General features: G+C 64.8%; 21 protein-coding genes. 11 read left to right on the top strand and 10 right to left on the bottom strand.

Features of this window, described 5'->3' with window-relative positions; all coding sequences use genetic code 11:
• Nucleotides 1–44 precede the first annotated feature (44 nt).
• Nucleotides 45–1,037, top strand: coding sequence for an aspartyl/asparaginyl beta-hydroxylase domain-containing protein (locus J2S32_RS02740; RefSeq protein ID WP_253515696.1), 993 nt, complete (start codon nt 45–47; stop codon nt 1,035–1,037).
• A gap of 116 nt (nt 1,038–1,153) precedes the next feature.
• Nucleotides 1,154–2,440 (top strand): spinster family MFS transporter, encoded by a 1,287-nt coding sequence (locus J2S32_RS02735; protein WP_253515693.1) that lies wholly within the window; start codon nt 1,154–1,156, stop codon nt 2,438–2,440.
• On the opposite strand, the gene J2S32_RS02730 is transcribed toward J2S32_RS02735, so the two are convergent.
• Together J2S32_RS02730 and J2S32_RS02725 are read right to left on the bottom strand one after the other, a co-directional pair.
• Nucleotides 2,437–3,270, bottom strand: a complete 834-nt coding sequence (locus J2S32_RS02730) for a DUF817 domain-containing protein (RefSeq protein ID WP_253515691.1) — start codon at nt 3,268–3,270, stop codon at nt 2,437–2,439. The genes J2S32_RS02735 and J2S32_RS02730 overlap by 4 nt on opposite strands.
• 1 nt (nt 3,271) lies before the next feature.
• Nucleotides 3,272–4,456: a vWA domain-containing protein gene (locus J2S32_RS02725; protein ID WP_253515689.1), complete on the bottom strand. Its 1,185-nt coding sequence runs from the start codon at nt 4,454–4,456 to the stop codon at nt 3,272–3,274.
• 125 nt (nt 4,457–4,581) lie between these two features.
• Here J2S32_RS02725 and J2S32_RS02720 point away from each other — a divergent pair, with 125 nt between their 5' ends.
• Nucleotides 4,582–5,982 carry a methyl-accepting chemotaxis protein gene (locus tag J2S32_RS02720; protein ID WP_253515681.1) on the top strand — a complete coding sequence of 467 codons (1,401 nt, stop codon included), beginning with the start codon at nt 4,582–4,584 and terminating at the stop codon, nt 5,980–5,982.
• A gap of 79 nt (nt 5,983–6,061) precedes the next feature.
• On the opposite strand, the gene J2S32_RS02715 is transcribed toward J2S32_RS02720, so the two are convergent.
• Nucleotides 6,062–6,916 carry an AAA family ATPase gene (locus J2S32_RS02715; protein ID WP_253515678.1) on the bottom strand — a complete coding sequence of 285 codons (855 nt, stop codon included), beginning with the start codon at nt 6,914–6,916 and terminating at the stop codon, nt 6,062–6,064.
• A gap of 90 nt (nt 6,917–7,006) precedes the next feature.
• Between J2S32_RS02715 and J2S32_RS02710 the strand changes: the two genes are divergently transcribed.
• Nucleotides 7,007–8,224 carry a bifunctional alpha/beta hydrolase/OsmC family protein gene (locus J2S32_RS02710; RefSeq protein WP_253515676.1) on the top strand — a complete coding sequence of 406 codons (1,218 nt, stop codon included), beginning with the start codon at nt 7,007–7,009 and terminating at the stop codon, nt 8,222–8,224.
• Here J2S32_RS02710 and J2S32_RS02705 read toward each other — a convergent pair.
• From J2S32_RS02705 to J2S32_RS02695, 3 genes are all read right to left on the bottom strand, one after another.
• A complete protein-coding gene (locus J2S32_RS02705; RefSeq protein ID WP_253515673.1) occupies nt 8,221–9,351 on the bottom strand; it encodes an alpha/beta hydrolase in 1,131 nt (376 codons plus the stop codon). The two genes, J2S32_RS02710 and J2S32_RS02705, sit on opposite strands and share 4 nt — an antisense overlap.
• Before the next feature lie 71 nt (nt 9,352–9,422).
• Nucleotides 9,423–11,399 carry a DNA topoisomerase IV subunit B gene (gene parE / locus J2S32_RS02700; RefSeq protein ID WP_253515671.1) on the bottom strand — a complete coding sequence of 659 codons (1,977 nt, stop codon included), beginning with the start codon at nt 11,397–11,399 and terminating at the stop codon, nt 9,423–9,425.
• Between the two features lie 63 nt (nt 11,400–11,462).
• Nucleotides 11,463–12,620 carry a penicillin-binding protein activator gene (locus J2S32_RS02695; RefSeq protein WP_253515668.1) on the bottom strand — a complete coding sequence of 386 codons (1,158 nt, stop codon included), beginning with the start codon at nt 12,618–12,620 and terminating at the stop codon, nt 11,463–11,465.
• A gap of 37 nt (nt 12,621–12,657) precedes the next feature.
• Here J2S32_RS02695 and rsmI point away from each other — a divergent pair, with 37 nt between their 5' ends.
• From rsmI to J2S32_RS02675, 4 genes are read left to right on the top strand one after another with little or no spacing between them, the layout of a single operon-like run.
• Entirely contained in the window at nt 12,658–13,509 is an 852-nt protein-coding gene (rsmI, locus tag J2S32_RS02690; RefSeq protein ID WP_253515666.1) for a 16S rRNA (cytidine(1402)-2'-O)-methyltransferase, read from the top strand.
• The gene (locus J2S32_RS02685) at nt 13,506–13,856 is read left to right on the top strand and encodes a YraN family protein (RefSeq protein WP_253515662.1); all 351 of its coding nucleotides are present in this window, start codon (nt 13,506–13,508) and stop codon (nt 13,854–13,856) included. Before rsmI ends, J2S32_RS02685 begins: the two co-directional genes overlap by 4 nt.
• A 43-nt stretch (nt 13,857–13,899) precedes the next feature.
• The gene (gene gshB / locus J2S32_RS02680) at nt 13,900–14,868 is read left to right on the top strand and encodes a glutathione synthase (RefSeq protein WP_253515661.1); all 969 of its coding nucleotides are present in this window, start codon (nt 13,900–13,902) and stop codon (nt 14,866–14,868) included.
• Nucleotides 14,869–14,900: 32 nt separating this feature from the next.
• Nucleotides 14,901–15,506, top strand: coding sequence for a DedA family protein (locus J2S32_RS02675; protein WP_253515658.1), 606 nt, complete (start codon nt 14,901–14,903; stop codon nt 15,504–15,506).
• Here the strand turns inward: J2S32_RS02675 and J2S32_RS02670 are convergent.
• Both J2S32_RS02670 and hemW read right to left on the bottom strand, forming a co-directional pair.
• Complete coding sequence (locus J2S32_RS02670) at nt 15,503–16,399, bottom strand: tyrosine recombinase XerC (protein WP_253515656.1); 897 nt, start codon at nt 16,397–16,399, stop codon at nt 15,503–15,505. The genes J2S32_RS02675 and J2S32_RS02670 overlap by 4 nt on opposite strands.
• The gene (gene hemW / locus J2S32_RS02665; protein WP_253522885.1) at nt 16,396–17,550 is read right to left on the bottom strand and encodes a radical SAM family heme chaperone HemW; all 1,155 of its coding nucleotides are present in this window, start codon (nt 17,548–17,550) and stop codon (nt 16,396–16,398) included. The genes J2S32_RS02670 and hemW overlap by 4 nt, the downstream gene beginning before the upstream one ends.
• 47 nt (nt 17,551–17,597) lie before the next feature.
• On the opposite strand from hemW, the gene J2S32_RS02660 reads away from it, so the two are divergent.
• Entirely contained in the window at nt 17,598–18,194 is a 597-nt protein-coding gene (locus tag J2S32_RS02660; RefSeq protein WP_253515654.1) for a CAP domain-containing protein, read from the top strand.
• A gap of 3 nt (nt 18,195–18,197) precedes the next feature.
• On the opposite strand, the gene rdgB is transcribed toward J2S32_RS02660, so the two are convergent.
• Nucleotides 18,198–18,824: an RdgB/HAM1 family non-canonical purine NTP pyrophosphatase gene (gene rdgB / locus J2S32_RS02655; protein ID WP_253515652.1), complete on the bottom strand. Its 627-nt coding sequence runs from the start codon at nt 18,822–18,824 to the stop codon at nt 18,198–18,200.
• A complete protein-coding gene (rph, locus tag J2S32_RS02650; protein WP_067466735.1) occupies nt 18,821–19,537 on the bottom strand; it encodes a ribonuclease PH in 717 nt (238 codons plus the stop codon). The genes rdgB and rph overlap by 4 nt, the downstream gene beginning before the upstream one ends.
• 84 nt (nt 19,538–19,621) lie before the next feature.
• Here rph and hrcA point away from each other — a divergent pair, with 84 nt between their 5' ends.
• The gene (gene hrcA / locus J2S32_RS02645; RefSeq protein WP_253515650.1) at nt 19,622–20,665 is read left to right on the top strand and encodes a heat-inducible transcriptional repressor HrcA; all 1,044 of its coding nucleotides are present in this window, start codon (nt 19,622–19,624) and stop codon (nt 20,663–20,665) included.
• A gap of 12 nt (nt 20,666–20,677) precedes the next feature.
• Nucleotides 20,678–21,274, top strand: a complete 597-nt coding sequence (grpE, locus tag J2S32_RS02640; RefSeq protein ID WP_253515645.1) for a nucleotide exchange factor GrpE — start codon at nt 20,678–20,680, stop codon at nt 21,272–21,274.
• Nucleotides 21,275–21,278: the final 4 nt, after the last annotated feature.

The raw sequence follows: 21,278 nt of genomic DNA, 5'->3' as shown, positions 1-21,278 counted from the left end.
CGAACCATGTGGGACCGACTATGCCGGTGATGCAGCCTCCGACGATGTCCCCCGCACAAGCCGATATTCGGCTGGCGAAGGATAATTACGACTTTGCCGCGCTCATGGCGAAGGGCGACCATCATTACGCCCGCGGAGAACTGCGCGCGGCGGGTTCGTTCTACGGAATGGCGGTCTCGGTCGCGCAGAGCGGGCGTCCGGCGGACGGACGCGAAGCAGCGCGTGCGGCGCAGGCGATGCAGGACATCCAGCAGCAATTCGTGCGGCATCTCGTCGCCTCTCTGGCTGAGGCGGGGCACCCGCAGCAGGACTGGCACCCACGCTTCGCCAACTCGCTGGCGATGATGGTGGGTGCAGCCCAGCGCGCGCCGGAATCGCGCTCCTTTCCGGCGATGCCCAGTGTCTATTACTATCCCGGACTGCCGCATGTTGAATTCGCCGATACGCACCAGTTCGACTGGCGCGAGGCGGTCGAGGAGCGCACCGAGGACATCGCCGAGGAAGCGCGCGAACTGCTGGCAGGATCGGGCACGTTCAAGCCCTATGTCGAGGCCGAGGCCGACCGGCCGCAGGGCGATATGCACGGCATGCTCGGCAATGACGACTGGAGTTCGCTCGACCTGATCGAGAAGGGCGAGCCGGTTGCCGAACATATCGCCCATGCCCCCGTGGCCTACCAGACGATCACTCGGGAAGTGCCTGTTTGCACCATCCCCAATCGCGCGCCGACGCTGCTGCTCTCGCTGCTCAAGGCGGGCAAGAAAATCCCGCCGCATCACGGCATGCTCAACCCGCGCTATATCTGCCACCTGCCGCTAATCGTCCCAGGCGATGGTGCACTGCGTCTGGGTTCGCAAAAGCGCGAATGGCGCAAGGGAGAACTCATCGCGTTCGACGATACGATCGAGCACGAGGCGTGGAACAATTCGGGCGAAGACCGGCTCGTCCTGCTGTTCGATGTCTGGCGTCCCGAACTCGAGCCGATCGAACACGCGCAGATCGCCGCGCTGTTCGCCGCCGTGGATAGCGCGGGCTGACCGGACAAGTCCCCAACCGTCTGTTCGATTTTCGACCAATGGCCTTGACGAACTAAGCCAAGAAAGGGAGCTTGGCCCAAAGTGACGGGCATACCCGCGCTTCGGGAGAGGTTTGAATGGCGACTGTGGCAGCACGGCAAACAGGCGGATCGGTCAGGGTAACCCTGTGGATCCTGCTGATTGTCTACATTTTCAATTTCATCGATCGGCAGATCGTCAATATCCTTGCCGAACCGATCCGGATGGAGCTGGGGCTGAGCGATACCCAGATCGGCCTGATGACGGGGCTGGCCTTCGCCTTGTTCTATACCGTGCTCGGCCTGCCGATTGCGCGCTTCTCCGACCGGTCCACGACCAATCGGCCGTGGCTGATCGGCGGCGCGCTGGCGATCTGGTCGGCCATGACCGCGCTCTGCGGCCTGGCGCAGAACTTCGTCCAGCTGCTGCTCGCGCGGATCGGCGTGGGGGTGGGGGAGGCCGGCTGTACGCCGCCCGCGCATTCGCTGATTGCGGATATGGTCGAACCCGCCAAGCGATCCTCCGCGCTCGCCTTCTACGCGCTTGGCATTCCTATCGGTACGCTGTTGGGGATGCTGATCGGCGGGCTGCTCGCCGATTCGGTGGGCTGGCGCAACGCCTTCCTGATCGTGGGCCTGCCTGGGCTGGCGCTCGCGGTGGTCGTTTTCATGTTTCTGAAGGACCCGCGCCGCACCGGCATGATGCAGGCCGGGTCGCAGCAGTCGACCGAACAGATGCCGATGAAAACCGCGCTCAAGGCCATGTTCAGTTCGCGCGCCTTCGTCCTGCTGGTCGCGGCAGGATCGGCAGCCGCCTTCCTCGCCTATGGCAAGGTGACCTGGATCACCATCTTCTTCCAGCGCACCCACGGGCTGACCCCGGGTGAAACCGGGCTGTGGTTTGGCCTCGTCAATGGCGGGGCAGGCATCGCCGGAACGGTGCTGGGCGGCTATATCGCCGATCGCTGGGGGTCCAAGAACCGCCGCCATGTGCTCACTGCCCCCGCGGTGGGCATGGTCATCACCATTCCCTTCGCCTTGCTTGCCTTCATGAGCGACAACTGGCTGATGGCGCTGTTCCTGCTGATCGTGCCGACGATCTGCAATTCGCTCTATTACGGCCCGACCTATTCGAGCGTGCAGGGGCTGGTGCCACTGCGCGCCCGCGCGATCGCGGCCGCGGTGCTGCTGTTCTTCCAGAACCTCATCGGGCTTGGCCTCGGGCCGCTGTTCTTCGGGATGATGTCCGACCTGCTGCAACCCGCCTATGGCGAAGAGAGCGTCCGTTACGTGCTCTATGGCGCGACGTTCCTCGGGCTGCTGCCGGCGTTCTTCTTCTGGCGCTGTTCGCTACGCCTCAACGAGGAGCTCGACCAGAAGGACTAGTCGGGTTCGCGCACCGGGGCGACCAGTTCGACCAACACGAAGCTGATCAGCATCAGCAGGAACCAGCTGCCAAGCTTGGCGGGGCTGACCATGCGCCAGCCATGCTCCTGCCCGGGATAGGTCCATGCCTGCGCGAAGGTGCCGATATTCTCCGCCCCCCAGATGAACATCGCCACCAGCCCGAAGCCCACCAGCAGCGGCATCCAGCGATGCACACGCCAGTTGCGGAAGTGGACGCGCGTGCGTGCGAACAGCAGGATGGTTGCCGCGAACAGCACCAGGCGGATGTCCGGCAACCAGTGATGCGCGAAGAAATTGACGTAGATCGCGCCCGCCAGCACCCATGTCGCCCAGCGCGGCGGATAGGCGCTGTAGCGAAAGTCGAAGATCCGCCAGACGCGCGCGATATAGCTACCGACCGCAGCGTACATGAACCCCGAAAACAGCGGGACCGCGCCGATATGGAGCACGCTTGCCTCGGGATAGATCCACGACCCCGCGGCGGTCTTGAACAACTCCATCACCGTGCCGACGACATGGAAGATCAGGATGACCTTGGCCTCCGCCCAGGTCTCGAGCCGGAAGGCCAGCATCGCCCCCTGGATCGCCAGCGCCGCCAGCGTCAGGAAATCATAGCGATGTAGCAGCGCATCTTCGGGATAGAAGAAATGCGTCCCCAGCAGCAGCGCGAGCAGCAGGCCGCCGAACAGGCACGCCCATGCCTGTTTGAAACCGAACAGCAGGAATTCGTACAGCCACAGCCGCCAACCGCGACCCGGATCGAAGCTTTCGAGCCGCGCGCGAACCGCGGCGAACCGCGAATGGCGCAAATCAGGCCCCGGTCTTGCGGCTCAGCTCGCGCATCGCATCGTCGAGCCCGTCGAGCGTCAGCGGATACATCCGGTCGTTGACCAGCTGCTTCATCACCTTGGTCGATTGCGAATAGGACCACTGCTTTTCGGGCACCGGATTGAGCCAGACGGTGGCGGGATAGGTATTGGTCACGCGCTGCATCCAGGTTGCGCCCGCTTCCTCGTTCATATGTTCGACGCTGCCGCCCGGATGGGTGATCTCGTAAGGGCTCATCGCGGCGTCGCCGACGAACACGATCTTGTAGTCATGCCCGTATTTGTGAAGCACGTCCCAGGTCTTGGTGCGTTCCTGCCAGCGGCGGCGGTTGTCCTTCCACACGCCTTCGTAAAGGCAGTTGTGGAAATAGAAGAATTCCAGGTTCTTGAACTCGGCCGTGGCCGCACTGAACAGTTCCTCGGTCACCTTGATGAACGGATCCATCGACCCGCCAACATCGAGGAACAGCAGCAGCTTGACCGCATTGTGCCGTTCGGGCCGCATCCGGATGTCGAGCCAGCCCTGCTTGGCGGTGCCGTCGATCGTTGCATCGAGGTCGAGCTCGTCGGCAGCGCCTTCGCGGGCAAACCGGCGCAGGCGGCGCAGCGCCATCTTGATGTTGCGCGTGCCCAGTTCCTTGGTGTTGTCGAGATTCTTGAACTCGCGCTTGTCCCACACCTTCACCGCACGCTTGTGCTTGCTTTCGCCGCCGATCCGCACGCCTTCGGGGTTGTAGCCCGAATTGCCGAAGGGCGATGTGCCCCCGGTGCCGATCCATTTGTTGCCGCCCTGGTGGCGCTTTTCCTGCTCCTCGAGGCGCTTCTTGAGCGTCTCCATGATCTCGTCCCAGTCGCCCAGGCCCTTGATCTTTTCCATCTCCTCTTCGGAGAGGAATTTCTCCGCCACCGACTTCAGCCAGTCCTCGGGAATCTCCACCGGGTTCTGGCCGTAATCGATCAGTATGCCCTTGAAGACCTTCTGGAATACCTGGTCGAACCGGTCGAGCAGGCCTTCGTCTTTCACGAAGGTCGCCCGGCTGAGATAATAGAACGCCTCGGGCGATTGCTCGATCACGTCGCGGTCGAGCGCCTCGATCAGCGTGAGGTGTTCCTTGAAGCTTGCGGAAATGCCCGCAGAGCGAAGCTCGTCGACGAAATTGAAGAACATGGCCCGTAGCCTAGCGCGTGCCTTTGCGCCGCACCAGTTACTTATCGCGCGTATTTTTTAACTGCCCACTAACCAACGCGGCGTAAGCTACGCAGAACAAGACCAAAAAGGGGGTCACACAGGCAATGGAACTCAGCGCGATCGATGCCAGGGGGGCGTCGGCTCTGGACCAGATACCGGCAGCTTGCGGCAAGGTAACCGTGGGCTGTTCGGACGTGGCGGGGATCGTCCAGGGAGTGATCGATTCCTTCGGCCACCTGCGCAGCGAATATGTCGAGCTGCAGGGCACGGTCACCGCGCTCGATGAAGACCAGCGCAAGGTCCTCGAAGCCAGCGACGAGGCCCGGCTGCTGTCCGAACGCGCGATCGAGCGGCTCAACGACGGGTCGATGCTGATCAGCAATTCGCTGAACGAAATCGGCAACCTCCTCAGCCTCGTCGAAACGCTGTCGCAGCACGTCACCGGTTTCGCTGCGGCGATGGACCAGGTGCGCCGGTCGAGCCAGGAAATCGACCAGATTGCCGAGACCACCAATATCCTTGCACTCAATGCGACGATCGAGGCGATGCGTGCGGGCGAGCAGGGCCGCACCTTTGCGGTCGTCGCCAATGAAGTGAAGACGCTCGCCAGCGAAACGCGCAAGGCGACCGAGGAAATCGGCCGCACCATCGACACGCTCGGCAATGAAGCCGAACAGGTGATCGAAAAGATCGAAAGCGGCGCCCAGGCAAGCGTCCATGCGAAGGATTCGGTCGGCTCGATCGAGGACACGATGCGCAGCGTCACCGAGCTGTTGACCGAGGTCGACGGCCAGCAGGATCTGATCGCGCGCAACACCGCCAAGATTTCGGACCATGTCCACCGCGTGCAGGACGTGCTCGGCGATTTCGACGGCGCCGTCAGCGACAATGAGAACAAGCTGGCGACCGCGCATGACCGGATGGAAGGGCTAGAGCTAATCGCCAGCGACATGTTCGACAAGCTGGTCAAGGCCGGCCTGTCTCCGCAGGACAGCGTCATGGTGGAGAAGGCGCAGGGTCATGCCGCACAGGTCGTCGCGGCGGCCGAAGCCGCGATCGCCGCGGGCGAGCTGACGATGGAGCAATTGTTCGACCGCGACTACCGCGAGGTACCAGGCACCAACCCGCAGCTCTATCGTACCGAGCTGAGCGATTGGGCCGATGCCAATTGGCGCCCGATCAACGACGCGGTGAGCAGCGAAGGCCGCCCGGTGATCATGTGTTCGCAATCGGACACCAACGGGTTCCTGCCGACGCATGTCAGCGAACATTCGCGCCCGCCGACCGGCGATCTGGCGCATGACACGCAGCACTGCCGCAATGGCCGCATCATGCTCTACGCGATCGACAAGACCGCCAAGACGCAGACCGAACCCTATATGATGGCGGTCTATCGCCAGGAAGGCGACGGCAAGAACTATCTCGTCGTGCGCAATGTCTATGTGCCGCTGGTCATAAACGGCCGCCGCTGGGGCGATTTCGAACTGGCCTACAGCCTGGACTGATCCGCGAGCGGATAATGAAAAAGGGGCGCGAACCGAATATGGTCCGCGCCCCTTTATTGTTGCTTTCAGCAGGTAGGTGTCAGCTCTGCCGGCGCGCCATGAAGGCAAGGCGTTCGAACATCATCACGTCCTGCTCGTTCTTGAGCAAGGCGCCATGCAGCGGCGGGATCGCGGCGTTGGGATTGGCATCCTGCAGCACTTCGATCGGCATGTCCTCGTTGAGCAGCAGCTTGAGCCAGTCGAGCAGCTCGCTGGTCGAGGGCTTCTTCTTCAGGCCCGGCACGTCGCGGATTTCGTAGAAGATTTCCATCGCCTTGGTGACGAGCGTCTTCTGGATGCCGGGGAAGTGGACCTCGATGATCTCGCGCATCGTCTCGGTGTCGGGGAACTTGATATAGTGGAAGAAGCAGCGGCGCAGGAAGGCGTCGGGCAGTTCCTTCTCGTTGTTCGAGGTGATGACCACGATCGGGCGTTCCTTCGCCTCGATCCGCTCATGCGTTTCATAGACATCGAAACTCATGCGATCGAGTTCCTGCAACAGGTCGTTGGGAAACTCGATGTCGGCCTTGTCGATCTCGTCGATCAGCAGCACGGGCAGTTGTTCGGCGGTGAACGCTTCCCACAATTTGCCGCGCCGGATGTAGTTCGAGATGTCATGGACGCGCTCGTCGCCGAGCTGGCCGTCGCGCAGGCGGGCGACCGCGTCATATTCATACAGGCCCTGCTGCGCCTTGGTGGTCGATTTGACGTTCCACTCGATCAGCGGCGCGTCGAGCGCCTTGGAAATCTCGTGCGCCAGAACCGTCTTGCCCGTGCCCGGTTCGCCCTTGACCAGCAGCGGACGCCGCAGCGTCACCGCTGCATTGACTGCGACCTTCAGGTCTTCGGTGGCGATATAGGCCTGCGTGCCTTCAAAACGGGTCGGTTCTGTCATCGGTTTTCCCTTGCAACTTTACGTTAGCGTTAGGGACCGGGCACCGCTCGTGCAAGGGGGCGTTATGGCTTCAGAGGCGAGGAAGAAATCATGCCGACCGAAAAGATTACTATCGCCACCGATGCCGGCCACGAACTGACCGGTTCGCTCGAACTGCCCACCGGGCTGGTGCGCGGGGCGGCGCTGTTCGCGCATTGCTTCACATGCACCAAGCAGAGCCGCGCGGCGGTCAGCGTGGCGCGTGCGCTGGCGCAGGAAGGCATCGCCTGCCTGCGGTTCGACTTTACCGGGCTGGGCGGGAGCGATGGCGAATTCGGGCGCGCGGGTTTCGCTACCGATGTCGCCGATCTGGTTGCGGCAGCGGAAGAGCTGCTGGTGCGTTTCGCGCAGCCGATCCTGCTAGTCGGACACAGCCTTGGCGGTGCGGCGGTGCTGGCGGCGGCGGATGATCTGGGCTTCGACAAGGTCGCCGCGATCGCCACCATCGGCGCGCCCAGCGATGTGCCGCATGTGCTCCAGCGGATCGACGGCGATCTCGAGGCGATCCGCAAGGAAGGCGAGGGCGAGGTCACGATCGGCGGTCGCGATTTTGCGCTCAGCCGCGATTTCCTCGAACGGGTCGAGAATATCGACCTGCTCGAAGAGGTCGGGCGACTCAAACGTCCGCTGCTGTTCCTCCATTCCCCCACCGATGCGATCGTCGGGATCGAGAACGCCAGCGCGTTGTTCGGCGCGGCCAAACATCCGAAGAGCTTCGTCAGCCTCGAAGGCGCGGACCATCTGCTGCTCGACGAGGCCGATGCGCGCTTCGCCGCCAGCATGATCGCCGCCTGGGCAAGCCGCTATCTGCCGCTTCGCGACGACTGGCCGATGCCCGCCAAGGGCGTCGTGGTGAAAACCGGCCATGGCAAGTTCGGCACCGAGGTCCACACCCGCACTCATCGCTTCATCGCCGACGAGCCCAAGAGTTATGGCGGCGACGACAGCGGGCCGACGCCTTACGATTTGCTCAACGCCGCGCTGGGCACTTGCACCGCGATGACGATGAAGATGTATGCAGATGGCAAGGGCTGGCCGCTCGAGGGGGCGACGGTCGAAGTGACGCATGAACGCAAGCACCAGGACGAGTGCGATCATGTCGAGGCGATGGAGGAAGGGCGGCCGATGCAGGCGCTGGTTCGCCGGATCGAACTGCATGGCGACAAGCTCACCGACGACCAGCGGAGCCGGATCATCGCCATCGCCGACAAGTGCCCGGTGCATCGGACGCTGGAAAGCGATCTCCACGTGCATACCACCGGGGTCTAGGCGGGGCAGTCGTCCCGCTGCGCGGTGTAGGATTCGTGGGTGAGGCGGTAGCCCGTGCGGCCCCCACGCGGCGCCACCGTTTCGCGCCACGGGGTGGGCTCGCCATTCAGTACCGCCGCCAGATCGGCACGGCCGACGCAGGTATCGAACACGTCGGCGTGCCGCAGCCCGCCCTCGGCTACCGCGGCCGAAGTATCCACCATGCTCAATCCCGGCAGGTCCGGGCCGAGGTGGCAATTGCCGTCACGGCCCAGGCTGCGCTCCGCATAGTCGACCGAATAGCTGCAATCCGAGCTGCCGAGCCGGCTGTAGCCGTGGAGCGAGCGCGAGGTTCGCAGCGCGAGGTCTTCCTGTGAGGAATAGATCGTCACCGAACGCCCGCCCTTCAGCAGTTCGGAGATCGAACCATTGTCGCGCAGGACCTGGTGGCGGTCGATATCGGGTGACACGAGGATCAGCCGGTGCACATGCGCTGCCTTGTCGGGCTTGGCGAGGTTGAGCCGCCTGATCGCCCCGACCAGCGCGCGCCCTCCCATGCTGTGGGCCACCAGCGTGATGTTGTTACTCTTCTCGACCAGTGACAGCAGCAGGCTGTCGATATAGCCCTGCGACCAGGCGATGCTCGAGGCATCGTAGAGATAGCTGAGATAGCGTTTGCGAGAGGGCCACACCACCGACACGGTCGGGACCGAATAGGCATTGAGGTTGCGCACCGTGACCGTGCGGTCGAGCGCATCGTCGAAATCGCTGCGGTAGCCGTGGATATAGAGCAGCACGCGGTTCTCGTTCCCGGGTTGCTCGATCTGGTCGGTCAGCGCCGCCAGCCATTGGTCTTCGGCAAGCAGCTTGGCGCGGTGCGCGTCCGATGGCTCTTCACCGTGATCGGCCGGTTTGACGAAGCCGTAGGACAGCTCGTCCGAGCGGAAGATGGCGAATTGGAGCGAATCCTCACGGCAGTCGGCCATATTGCTGGCCATGAAGAAGACATCGCCTGGCGCGACGTCCCCCGGTGCGCCGAACTGGCCCCCGCAATCGCTCGCCAGTAGCGACAGGCTGGGCGAGGGGAGGCTGCAAGCACCGAGCAAGCCGGCGGCCGCGGTCAGCAGTCCCAAGGCGATCCTGTTCATCGGCTGTCTCCCGCGGTGCAGGGGGACACTACAACCCAACCGCTATCGATCCAAGGCGTTCGGCACAGCCGTCACGCGTCGATCATCTCGCGGTCCACGTCGCCGGCATTGTTCTGGATGAAGTTGAACCGGTGTTCGGGATTGCGGCCCATCAGCTGGTCGACCAGTTCCTTGACCTTCGCGCGGTCCTCGAACTCGGGCGGGAGCGTGATCCGGATGAGGCTGCGGGTAGCCGGGTTCATCGTGGTCTCGCGCAGCTGCGCGGGGTTCATCTCGCCAAGGCCCTTGAAGCGGCCGACATCGACCTTCTTGCCCTTGAACACGGTGGCTTCCAGCTCGGCACGGTGCGCGTCGTCGCGGGCATAGCGGCTCTCCTTGCCTGCGGTCAGGCGGTAGAGCGGGGGCTGCGCGAGGTAGAGGTGCCCGCCGCGCACCACCTCGGTCATCTCCTGGAAGAAGAACGTCATCAGCAGCGTCGCGATATGCGCGCCGTCGACATCGGCATCGGTCATGATGATGATGCGGTCGTAGCGCAGGTTCTCGGGGTCGCAGTCCTTGCGCGTGCCGCAGCCCATCGCAAGCGTGAGGTCGGCAATTTCGCTATTCGCGCGGATCTTGTCGGCGGTGGCACTGGCGACGTTGAGGATCTTGCCGCGGATCGGCAGGATCGCCTGGCTCTTGCGCGCGCGCGCCTGCTTGGCGCTGCCGCCCGCCGAATCGCCTTCGACGATGAACAGTTCGGTTTCCGCCTCGCCTTCGCCCGAACAATCGGTGAGCTTACCCGGCAGGCGCAGCTTCTTGGCATTGGTCGCGGTCTTGCGCTTGATCTCGCGTTCCTGCTTGCGCCGGAGTCGCTCGTCCATCCGCTCCATCACCTGGCCGAGCAGCGCCTTGCCGCGGTCCATATTGTCGGCGAGGAAATGGTCGAAATGGTCACGCACCGCATTCTCGACGAGCCGCGCGGCTTCGGGCGAGGTCAGCCGGTCCTTGGTCTGCGACTGGAACTGCGGATCGCGGATGAAGACGCTGAGCATGACCTCGGCGCCGACCATCACGTCGTCGGCAGTCAGCTCCTTGGCCTTTTTCACTCCCGTCAGCTCGGCGAAGGCGCGCAGGCCCTTGGTCAGTGCCGCGCGCAGGCCCTGCTCATGCGTGCCGCCATCGGGCGTGGGCACGGTGTTGCAATACCAGCTGGTCGAACCGTCCGAATAGAGCGGCCAGGCAATCGCCCATTCGACGCGGCCGGCCTCCTCGGGAAAATCCTGGCTGCCCGCAAAAGGCTCGGCAGTGACGCATTCGCGCGACCCGATCTGCTCGGCCAGATGATCGGCAAGGCCGCCGGGGAATTTGAACACCGCTTCGGTGGGGACATCATCGCTCGCGAGGCTGTCCGCGCATTTCCAGCGGATTTCGACACCGGCGAAGAGATAGGCCTTCGACCGCGCCAGTTTGAACAACCGCTTGGGGCTAAACTGGCGGTCGCCGAAAATCTCGGTGTCGGGGACGAAGCTGACCGTGGTGCCGCGGCGATTGGGCGTCGGGCCGAGCTGCTCGAGCGGGCCGAGCGTCTGCCCCTTGGCAAAGCTCTGCGCGAACAGCTGCTTGTCGCGCGCCACTTCGACCCGCGTATCGCTCGACAGGGCGTTCACCACCGAGATGCCGACACCGTGCAGGCCGCCGCTGGTGGCGTAGGCCTTGCCCGAGAACTTGCCGCCCGAGTGCAGCGTGGAGAGGATCACCTCGAGCGTGGACTTGCCCGGGAACTTGGGATGCTCGTCCACCGGCATGCCGCGGCCGTTATCCGCGATAGTGATGCGATTGCCTTCCTCGAGCCGCACCTCGATCCGCGTGGCATGGCCGGCCACGGCCTCGTCCATCGAGTTGTCGAGCACTTCGGCAACGAGGTGATGCAGCGCGCGATCGTCGGTGCCGCCGATATACATGCCGGGGCGGCGCCGCACCGGTTCGAGGCCTTCGAGGACCTCGATCGAGGAAGCGTCATAGTCGCCGCTGGAGGTCGGCGTGTTTTCGAACAGATCGTCGGACATGCAGCTGCTATATCGTGCGGTTTCCCGCCGCTACAAGCGCGCCGGCGGGGTTATCCGCCCTGCTCAGAAGCGGCTGGGTGCATTCTCCACCACGACAACCGCACCATCACGCACTTCGCGCACTTCGAAGGCGCGTTCGACCAGCCCGTTGCGCCCGAAGCGAAAAGCCCCGTCGAGGCCGAGGAAGCCGTCTTCGCTGCGCAATGCGCCAGCGGGGAAATCGCGGCCCGGACGCCAGTCGCGCGCCACGCGCAAGGTCAGCAGAACCGCGTCATAACCCAGCGTCGCTATGCGATAGGGCTGGCTGCCGAAGCGTGCCTCATAGCTGTCGGTAAAGCGCTTGTAGCGATCGTCCGACACGGCGGAGAACCATGCCCCCGTCAGAGCAGATGCGCGCGTGACCGAGCCTTCGCCGCTCCACAATTCGGTACCCAGCAGCCGGGTGGTCATGGCGCCGCCCGGGTTGAGCACGCCCGCGGCCTGCGCCGCAAGGCGCGCGCCATCGGCGACGAGCACGGTGTCATAGCCGCCATGCGCCTTCAGCCGCTCTGCCGCGCTAACGATCGAAGTGTTGCCGCGGGCGAAACGTTCGGTCCACACGACCTCGCCGCCATAGGCTGCCACCGCGCGCCGCACCGCGTCTTCCGCGCGCGAACCATATTCCCCGTCGGGGGCGATAATGGCGAAATTCTGCGCGCCCTGGCTGCGGGCATACTGGACAGTGCGCGTGATCGACTGTTCGGGGATGTGCCCCATGATGAACACATCGGGGCCCGCGGCGCCGGTATCGTTGGAGAAGGAAATCACCGGCACATCCGCCGCACGCGCCGGGGCGGTGACCGAAGGGATGTTCGATCCGAGCAATGGGCCGAGGATCAGCTTGTTGCCTTCCGCGATCGCTTGGCGCGCCGCGGCTTCGGGACCCTTGGCGGTGTCGTAAGTGGTGATCCGCAGATTGCCGGCATTGGTGTCGAGCAGCGCCATGGTGGTGGCATTGGCGATCGACTGGCCGACCGGCCCGTTGCGGCCCGACATCGGGACCAGCAGCGCGATCCGGTGCCGCGTCTCGTCGGTCGGCAGGCTCTGCGTCGGTTCGGCGGAAGGCGTCGGCGCCACCGGCCCCGCGCGTTCGGGGGCCTTGGGAATGACCGAGCAGGCGCCCAGCAGGGCTGCCAGCCCGAGGGTTACCATTGCCCGACGGTCGAAAGTCCAGCGCTTCATCTTGCCGCGTCCCTCAATATTGGTTCATGGGGGAAGGGTGACTGATGCGACCCCTTCCGAAGATTCCCTTACACCGGGGCTCTATATCGTCGCCACCCCGATCGGCAACCTTGGGGATATCACACTGCGCGCGGTCGATGTGTTGCGCCGCTGCGACGGGATCGCCTGCGAGGATACGCGGGTCACCGGCAAGCTGCTCAAGCATCTCGGCATCTCGAAGCCGATGTGGCGCTATGACGATCACAGCGAACATCGCGACCGCACCCGGTTGGTCGAATCCATGCGCGACCGGGCGGTGGCGCTGGTCAGCGATGCGGGCACCCCGATGGTCTCCGACCCCGGTTACCGGCTAGTCAATGATTGCCGGGCAGAGGGCATCCCCGTTACCGCGCTGCCCGGGGCCTGCGCGGCCGTGACCGGGCTGGCCTTGTCGGGCCTGCCCAATGACCGCTTCCTCTTCGCCGGTTTCCTGCCCAGCAAGGACAAGGCCCGCCGCGAAACGCTCGCAGAACTGGCCGGGGTCGTTAGCACGCTGATCTTCTACGAGACCGCGCCGCGTCTGGCGAAATCGCTGGCAGCGATCGAGGAGGTTCTTCCCGAACGCGAAGTGGCGGTGGCGCGCGAATTGACCAAGCTGCACGAAGAAATGCGCCGCGGCCTGCCCGCGGGCGTGCGCGCCTATTTCGATGCCAATCCCCCGCGCGGCGAAATCGTCCTGCTGATCGGCCCGCCGCCCGAAAGCGTGGCGAGCGAGGAAGAGGCGGAGATCATGCTGGTCGCCGCCCTGCGCACGATGAAAGCCTCGCAGGCTGCGGGGCAGGTCGCCAAGGCCACCGGGATGGACCGCAAGACGCTCTACGCGCGGGCCATGGCGCTGCGCTCCGAATGACCCGCCAGCTGGCCGAGAAAAGCGGCCGCGAAGGCGAGACACGCGCAGCAGTGTGGTTGCGCGCCAAGGGCTGGCAAGTGCTCGACCGGCGGGTCAGGACGCCCGCGGGTGAGATCGACCTGGTCGCCAGGCGGGGCGGGGTGGTCGCGTTCGTCGAAGTGAAATGGCGCCGCAAGCGCGCCGATCTCGACCATGCGATCGACGAACACCGGCTTTCGCGCGTCGCGGCGGCGGCGGAAGCGGTGGCGCATCGCTATGCCGAAAACGGCGAGGATATCCGGATCGACGTGATCCTGCTTGCGCCGGGCAGCTTCCCTCGCCACATCCCCAATGCCTGGCAGCCGTAATCTTCGCTTCTTCCCGCCGCTCGCCTGACTACGAGGAATAGGAATGTCCCTACGCGTCGCCGTCCAGATGGACCCGCTCGAAAACATCAATATCGCGGGTGACAGCTCTTTTGCGCTGATGCTGTCGGCGCAGGCACGCGGGTTCGAAGTGTGGCATTACGACGTCGCGACCCTCGCCTATGAAAGCGACGGCACCCCGCATGGGCGCATCACCGCGCATGCCGCGCCGGTTACCGTCCAGCGGGTCGAGGGCGACCATTTCCACGCCGGCGACCGCCGCCGGATCGACCTTGCGCGCGATATCGACGTGGTGCTGATGCGGCAGGATCCGCCGTTCCACCTCGGCTATATCAGCTCTGCTCTGCTGCTCGACCGGCTCAAGGGCACCACGCTGGTGGCCAACGATCCGCGCGAAGTGGTCAACGCGCCGGAAAAGATGTTCGTGCTCGACTATGCGCAATACATGCCGCCGACGCTGGTCGCGCGGCATCTCGACGATCTGCGCGATTTTCAGAAGAAGCACGGCTCGGTCGTGGTCAAACCGCTGCACGGCAATGGCGGCAAGGCGATTTTCCGTATCGACAAGCACGGGACCAATCTGTCGGCGCTGTCGGAAGTCTTCGACCAGACCTGGCCCGAACCGCATATGGTCCAGCCCTTCCTCCCCGAGGTGAGCGAGGGCGACAAGCGTATCGTGCTGGTCGACGGCGAATTTGCCGGGGCGATCAATCGCTTCCCGGGTGAAGGTGAGTTCCGTTCGAACCTTGCGCAGGGCGGCCATGCCGAAGCGACGACGCTGACCGCGCGTGAGGAAGAGATCTGCGCCGCGATGGGCCCCGAATTGAAGCGCCGCGGGCTGGTATTCGTTGGAATTGACGTGATCGGCGGCAAGTGGCTGACCGAGATCAACGTCACCTCGCCGACGGGCATCGTCGCGATCGACAAGTTCAACGGCACCGACACCGCCGGGCTGATCTGGGATGCGATCAAGCGCCGCCACGCGGAGCTCTAGGACCGCTTCGCGGGCCCGCTGGTTACGGTTTCATGCACGAACTCATTATCCGCGCGATCGAGCAGGGCGGGCTGCTGGGCATTTTCCTGCTCATGGCGGTCGAGAACATCTTTCCGCCGATCCCGTCCGAAGTGATCATGGGGCTGGGCGGGGTCGCGGTGTCGCGCGGCACGATCGATTTCTGGCCGCTGATGATCGTCGGCACCATTGGATCGACCGCGGGCAATTACGTCTGGTACTGGCTCGGCGACCATTGGGGGCGGACCCGGCTCGAACCCTTCGTGAACCGCTGGGCGCGCTGGCTGACGATGGAATGGGAAGACGTCGAACGCGCACAGCGCTTCTTCCAGCGGCATGGCCCCTGGGTGGTCTTCGTGTTCCGCTTCACCCCGGTCTTCCGCACGATGATCTCGCTCCCCGCAGGGCTCGCGCATATGGGCCTGTGGCGGTTCCTCGGCTTCACCTTTGCCGGGGCGTTCATCTGGAACCTGTTGCTGGTCGAAAGCGGTCGGCGGCTGGCGGTATGGCTCGCCGAATCGCAGGAGGTGCTCGGCTGGATCACGCTCGGCCTGCTCGGGCTGACGCTCGCCGGCTATTTGTGGCGGGTCGTCAGCTGGAAACCGCGCGCCGAGCGCTAGTCCCGTTCACGCGGATGGGCGTTGCGATAAGTTTCGAGCAGGCTGGCCGCATCGACCTTGGTATAGATCTGCGTCGACCCGAGGCTGGCATGGCCAAGCAATTCCTGCAGGCTGCGCAAATCTGCGCCCGCACCCAGCAGATGCGTGGCGAAGCTGTGCCGCAGCGCATGCGGCGTGGCGCTGTCGGGCAGGCCCAGCGCCTTGCGCGCGCGCGCGGTGGTCCGCTGCACGACCCCCTGTACGAGCGGCCCACCCTTCGCGCCGCGAAACAGCGGCTCCTGCGGGGGCAAGGGCCAGGGACAGCGCGCGGCATAGTCCGCCACCGCCTCGCGCACGATGGGAATGAGGGGAACGACGCGCTGCTTGCCGCCCTTGCCGGTCACGGTCAGCCGCTCGCCCAGCGGCAGCGCGGATGCGGTCAGCGACAGCGCCTCGGCAATCCGCATGCCCGCGCCATAGAGCAGCAGCAGCACCGCGCGGTCACGCGCCCCGATCCAGTCGTCGGCGGCGAGCGCTTCCACCGTATCCGCAAGACCGATGGCATCGTCGGGGGTGACCGGGCGCGGGAGGCCTTTCTTGATCCGCGGGCCGCGCAGGCGCGGGGGGTCGGATACCGCGTGTCCCGCCTGCGTCCGCGCAAAACCGATGAACCCCTTGAGCGCGGAGAGTTCGCGTGCGGTCGAAGCGTTCGACAGGCCGTCGGCGCGGCGTGACGCCAGATGGGTGCGCAGCGCCGCGGTCGATAGCTCGGCGACATCGTCCCATTCCGCCAGGTCCAGCCGGGTCAGCAGCCGTTCGGCCGCCTTCCCATAGGCGCGCACCGTATGCGGCGAACGCCGCAGCCCGAGCGCGAGATGGCCATGCCACGCTTCGAGCAGTTCCGCCCGGCTCATGAGGCGACGAGATCGGCCTGGACCAGCTCGCCCAGCAGCGCATCGAGCAGCGGCATGCCCTGCGGTGTGACGCCGATCCATCCGTCATCCGTACGCACCAGTCCAAGGTCGCGGTAAAGCGCAAGCTTGGCAGGGTCGATCAATCCGGCGGGCGGGACAGCGAACCGGCGGGCGAGGGCGGCCAAATCGACCCCTTCGGCCAGACGCAGACCCATCAGCAGCGCTTCGCTTGCCTGTTCGCTCCGGTCGAGCGGGCGCGTTTCGGCGATCCCGTGACCCGTCTCGGCCACCGCGGCAATATAGTTCTCGGGCTTGCGGTGCCGCGTCGTGGCCACGTCGCCGCGCCGTCCATGCGCGCCAGGGCCGATCCCGATATAGTCCTGGTAGCGCCAATAGGTCAGATTGTGGCGGCTTTCCTCGCCGGGGCGGGCATGGTTGCTGATCTCGTAGGCGGGCAGGCCCGCGGCGACGGTCATCTCGCGGGTCAGCGCGAACAGGTCGGCGGCATTGTCGTCGTCGAGCGGTTCGAACATCCCGCGGCGGACATCGGTCGCGAAGCGCGTCGCGGGTTCGATGGTCAGCTGGTAGAGCGACATGTGATCGGTGCCGAGCGCCAGTGCTTCGCCAAGCTCGGTGCGCCAATCGGCCATGCTCTGTCCGGGTCGGGCATAGATCAGGTCGAGCGACACGCGCTGAAAGTGGCTCTGCGCCAGCTCGAGCGCGGTCAGTGCCTCCTCGACCCCATGCAACCGACCGAGAAAACGCAACGCTTCATCGCGCAGGCTTTGCACGCCCAGCGACACGCGATTGACCCCGACCGCCGCCAGATCGGCGAATTTCGCAGCCTCGACGCTGCTCGGATTGGCCTCCAGCGTGATCTCGATCGCCCGATCGAAGCCCCACAAACGCTCCGCCTCGCGCAGCAAATCTGCCACCAGAGACGGCGGCATCAGCGACGGAGTTCCGCCGCCGAAAAAGATACTTGCGAGGCGTTCCTCAGACCCGGTCGCGTAGAATTCGTGGCGCATATCCGCCAGCAGCGCTGTCTTCCATTCCGCCATATCGGCGGTTTTGCGGACATGGCTGTTGAAATCGCAATAGGGGCATTTGGCGATGCAATAGGGCCAATGGATGTAGAGTGCGCGGGCCAAAAGTGCCTTCAATCATTCTTAACTATATCGGCTGAAGAGCCGGACCCATGAATGGGACGAAGAACTGGATCGCGCCGCTGATGGGCGCTGTTGCTCTACTCTGTGCCACGGGGACTGCCGTGGCCGCAAGCGGATCGTCAAGCTGGCTTTCGCAGGACAAGCCGATTCCCGCATCGCGGTCGATCGATGGCCGGGGAAGCTCGGACGTCCATCTGGCCGCACGCATCCTGCGGCCGCACAATGACGAGCGCCTGCGCCTGCGTCTGCAACCCCTCAAGTGGAACACCCATCTCGAGCGAGAAGCACAGGACTGGGCGCGTCACTTGTCGCGCAAGGGCATGTTGCAGCACGCCAGCCAGAAGGGCCGCAACCAGACGGGCGAAAACCTCTGGATGGGCACCGCCGGACACTGGCAGGTCGAAACCATGGTCGGCATGTTCATTGCCGAGAAAAAGCATTACCGCCACGCGCATTTCCCCGACATTTCGAAAACGGGGAACTGGGCCGACGTCGGGCATTACGCGCAGGTGGTCTGGCGCGACACGCAGGAAGTCGGCTGCGCGGTGGCCACCGCCGCGGGCAACGATGTGCTGGTCTGCCGCTATTGGCCCGCCGGAAATGTCTGGGGCCAGAAAGCCTACTGACGCTTAGCCGAACTGTTCGGAGACCAGCTTCGCAAACGCATCGGCGCGGTGACTGATCGCGTGTTTCTGCGCCGGTTCGATCTCGGCAAAGGTCTGCTCGCTGCCTTCGGGCACGAACACCGGATCGTAACCGAAACCCATTTCGCCACGCGGCGGCCAGGTCAGGCTGCCGGGAGCGGTGCCTTCGTAGACCGCGTGCTCGCCATCGGGCCATGCCAGTGCCAGCACGCAGTGGAACGCGCAGGACCGGTCAACGTCCGCGCCCTGTTCCTGCAACAGCCCCTCGACCTTGCCCATCGCCATGTACCAGTCGCGGCCCGGATCGCCTTCGAACCACTGCCGCTCGGCCCAGTCGGCGGTATAGACGCCCGGCCGCCCGCCGAGGGCGGCGACCGACAGGCCGCTGTCGTCGGCGAGCGCGACGATGCCCGACGCCTCCGCCGCAGCCCGCGCCTTGAGCAGCGCGTTCTGGACGAAGGTGGTGCCGGTTTCGGCCGGTTCGGGCAGACCCAGCGACCCGGCCGACAGGCATTTCATGCCATGCGGTTCGAGCAGCGCGGAAATCTCTTTCAGCTTGCCGGCGTTATGCGTGGCAATCACGAGCGAGCCCGAACCGAGCCGGCGCGTCATTTACGCGTGGCCTCGTCCTGCGCCTTGAAGATCTGCGCGCAGCCCATTTGCGCCAGTCGCAGCAGGCGGAGGAAGGCTTCCTCGTCATAGGGCGCGCCTTCGGCGGTCGCCTGCGCTTCAGCGATCTTGCCGCCTTCGATCAGCACGAAATTGGCATCGGCATCGGCATTGCTGTCTTCGGGGTAGTCGAGGTCGAGCACGGGCGTGCCCTGGTAGACCCCACAGGAAACCGCCGCGACCTTCGCGGTGATCGGGTCCTGCGTGATGTCGCCCGACTTCATCAGGCCGTCGACCGCGAGGCGCAGTGCGACCCAGGCGCCGGAGATCGAAGCCGTGCGCGTGCCGCCGTCGGCCTGGATCACGTCGCAATCGAGCGTGATCTGCCGTTCGCCGAGCTTCTTGTGATCGACCACCGCGCGCAAGCTGCGCCCGATAAGTCGCTGGATTTCCTGCGTCCGGCCGCTCTGCTTGCCCTTGGCCGCCTCGCGCTGGCCGCGCGTATGCGTGGCGCGCGGGAGCATCGAATATTCGCCGGTGACCCAGCCTTCGCCCTTGCCGCGCAGCCACGGCGGGATGCGTTCTTCGACGCTGGCGGTGCACAATACGCGGGTTTCGCCGAAGCTGATCAGGCAGCTACCTTCGGCGTGCTTGGTGTAACCGGTTTCGATAGTGATGGCGCGCATTTCGTCGGGCGCCCGGCCGGAAGGTCGCATGGGGTTCTCCATTGCAGTCGAATCTCGCGACTGCCTGTGGCGCAAGCCCCTTGAGGCCGCAAGGGGAGTGGTTAGATAGGGGGCATGAATTCTCCGCCGCTCAACGATCTGTCCGACCGCGCTCGCGAGATCTTCCGCCTCGTGGTCGAAGGCTATCTCGACAGCGGCTCGCCGGTAGGATCGAAAGCGCTGGCGGGCGGCGGGCAGGTCAATCTCTCCCCCGCTTCGATCCGCAACGTGCTGGCCGATCTCGAGGCGCGCGGGCTGCTGGCGGCGCCGCATACGAGCGCGGGGCGGATGCCGACCGATACCGGATTGCGGCTGTTCGTCGACGCGATGATGCAGGTGGCCGAACCGACGCGCGAGGAACGCGACGCGATCGAGCAGCGATTGGGCGAACCCGGTCCGATCGAACGCGCACTCGAGGAAACCAGCGCGCTGCTGTCCGACCTTTCGGGGGCAGCGGGCATGGTCATGGTCCCGACGCGCGAGCCGCGTCTGGCGCAGGTCTCGCTGACCGCACTCGACACACACCGCGTGCTGGCGGTGCTGGTCGGCGAAGATGGCCAGATCGAAAACCGTATCATCACGCTTCCCGCCGAAGCACTCGGCACCTCGCTCGAACAGGCGAGCAATTACCTCACCGCACGCAGTTCCGGTCGCACCCTGGCGGAGGCGGCCAGCACGGTCGAAGCAGAGATCGCCAGCGGGAAGTCCGCGCTCGACGAAGCCAGCAGCGACCTGGTGCGCCGCGGGCTCGCGACATGGAGCGAGGATGCGGCCAAGCGCCCGGTCATGATCGTCCGCGGGCAGGCCAATTTGCTCGACGAAGCCGCGCTGGGCGATATCGAACGCGTCCGCTCGCTGCTCGACGATCTCGAAAGCAAGCAGTCGGTCGCCAGCCTGCTCGAGCGCGCACGCCGCGCCGAAGCGATGCGGATATTTATCGGCGCCGAGAACCGGCTGTTCTCGCTTTCGGGCTCGTCGGTCATCGCCTCGCCCTATCGCGACCGCGAGGGCAGGGTGGTCGGCGTGCTGGGGGTGATCGGCCCGACGCGGTTGAATTACGCGCGGGTCGTCCCCATGGTTGATTTCACCGCCCGATCATTGGGCAAACGCATAGGCTGACAGGGTTATTACGTGACCGACGAAAACAACAACGAACCGCAGAAAAAGGCGGTCGACGACGAAGTGCTACGCGAAATGGAAGGCGTGCCCGAGCACCTGCGTGGCGATACCGATGAGGACAGCGAGGAAAGCTCGCTCGATGATGCACTCGGCAAGCTCAAGGGCGATCTCGAAACCGCCATGCAGGACGTGCTCTACGCGCGCGCCGAGACGCAGAACGTGCGCCGCCGCCTCGAAAAGGACGTCCAGGACGCGCGCAATTATGCTGCGACCAACTTCGCGCGCGATATCCTCAGCGTCGCGGACAATCTGGCGCGCGCACTCGACCATGTGCCCGACGAATTGCGCGAGCTCGAGAAGGCCAAGAACTTCATTTCGGGCATCGAAGCCACCCAGCGCGAGCTCGAGAAGGTGTTTGCCGGCAATGGCATCACGCGTATCGCCGCCAAGGGCATGCCGCTCGATCCCAACCAGCATCAGGCGATGATGGAAGTGCCGAGCGACGAAGTAGAACCGGGCACGATCGTGCAGGAAATGCAGGCCGGCTACATGATCAAGGACCGCTTGCTGCGCCCGGCCATGGTCGGCGTCGCGAAAAAGCCGGACTGATAGC

The sequence above is a fragment of the Qipengyuania citrea genome, from assembly GCF_024171405.1.
GTDB classification, from domain to species: Bacteria; Pseudomonadota; Alphaproteobacteria; order Sphingomonadales; family Sphingomonadaceae; genus Qipengyuania; species Qipengyuania profunda.
This window is presented reverse-complemented; position numbering and strand designations above follow the sequence as displayed.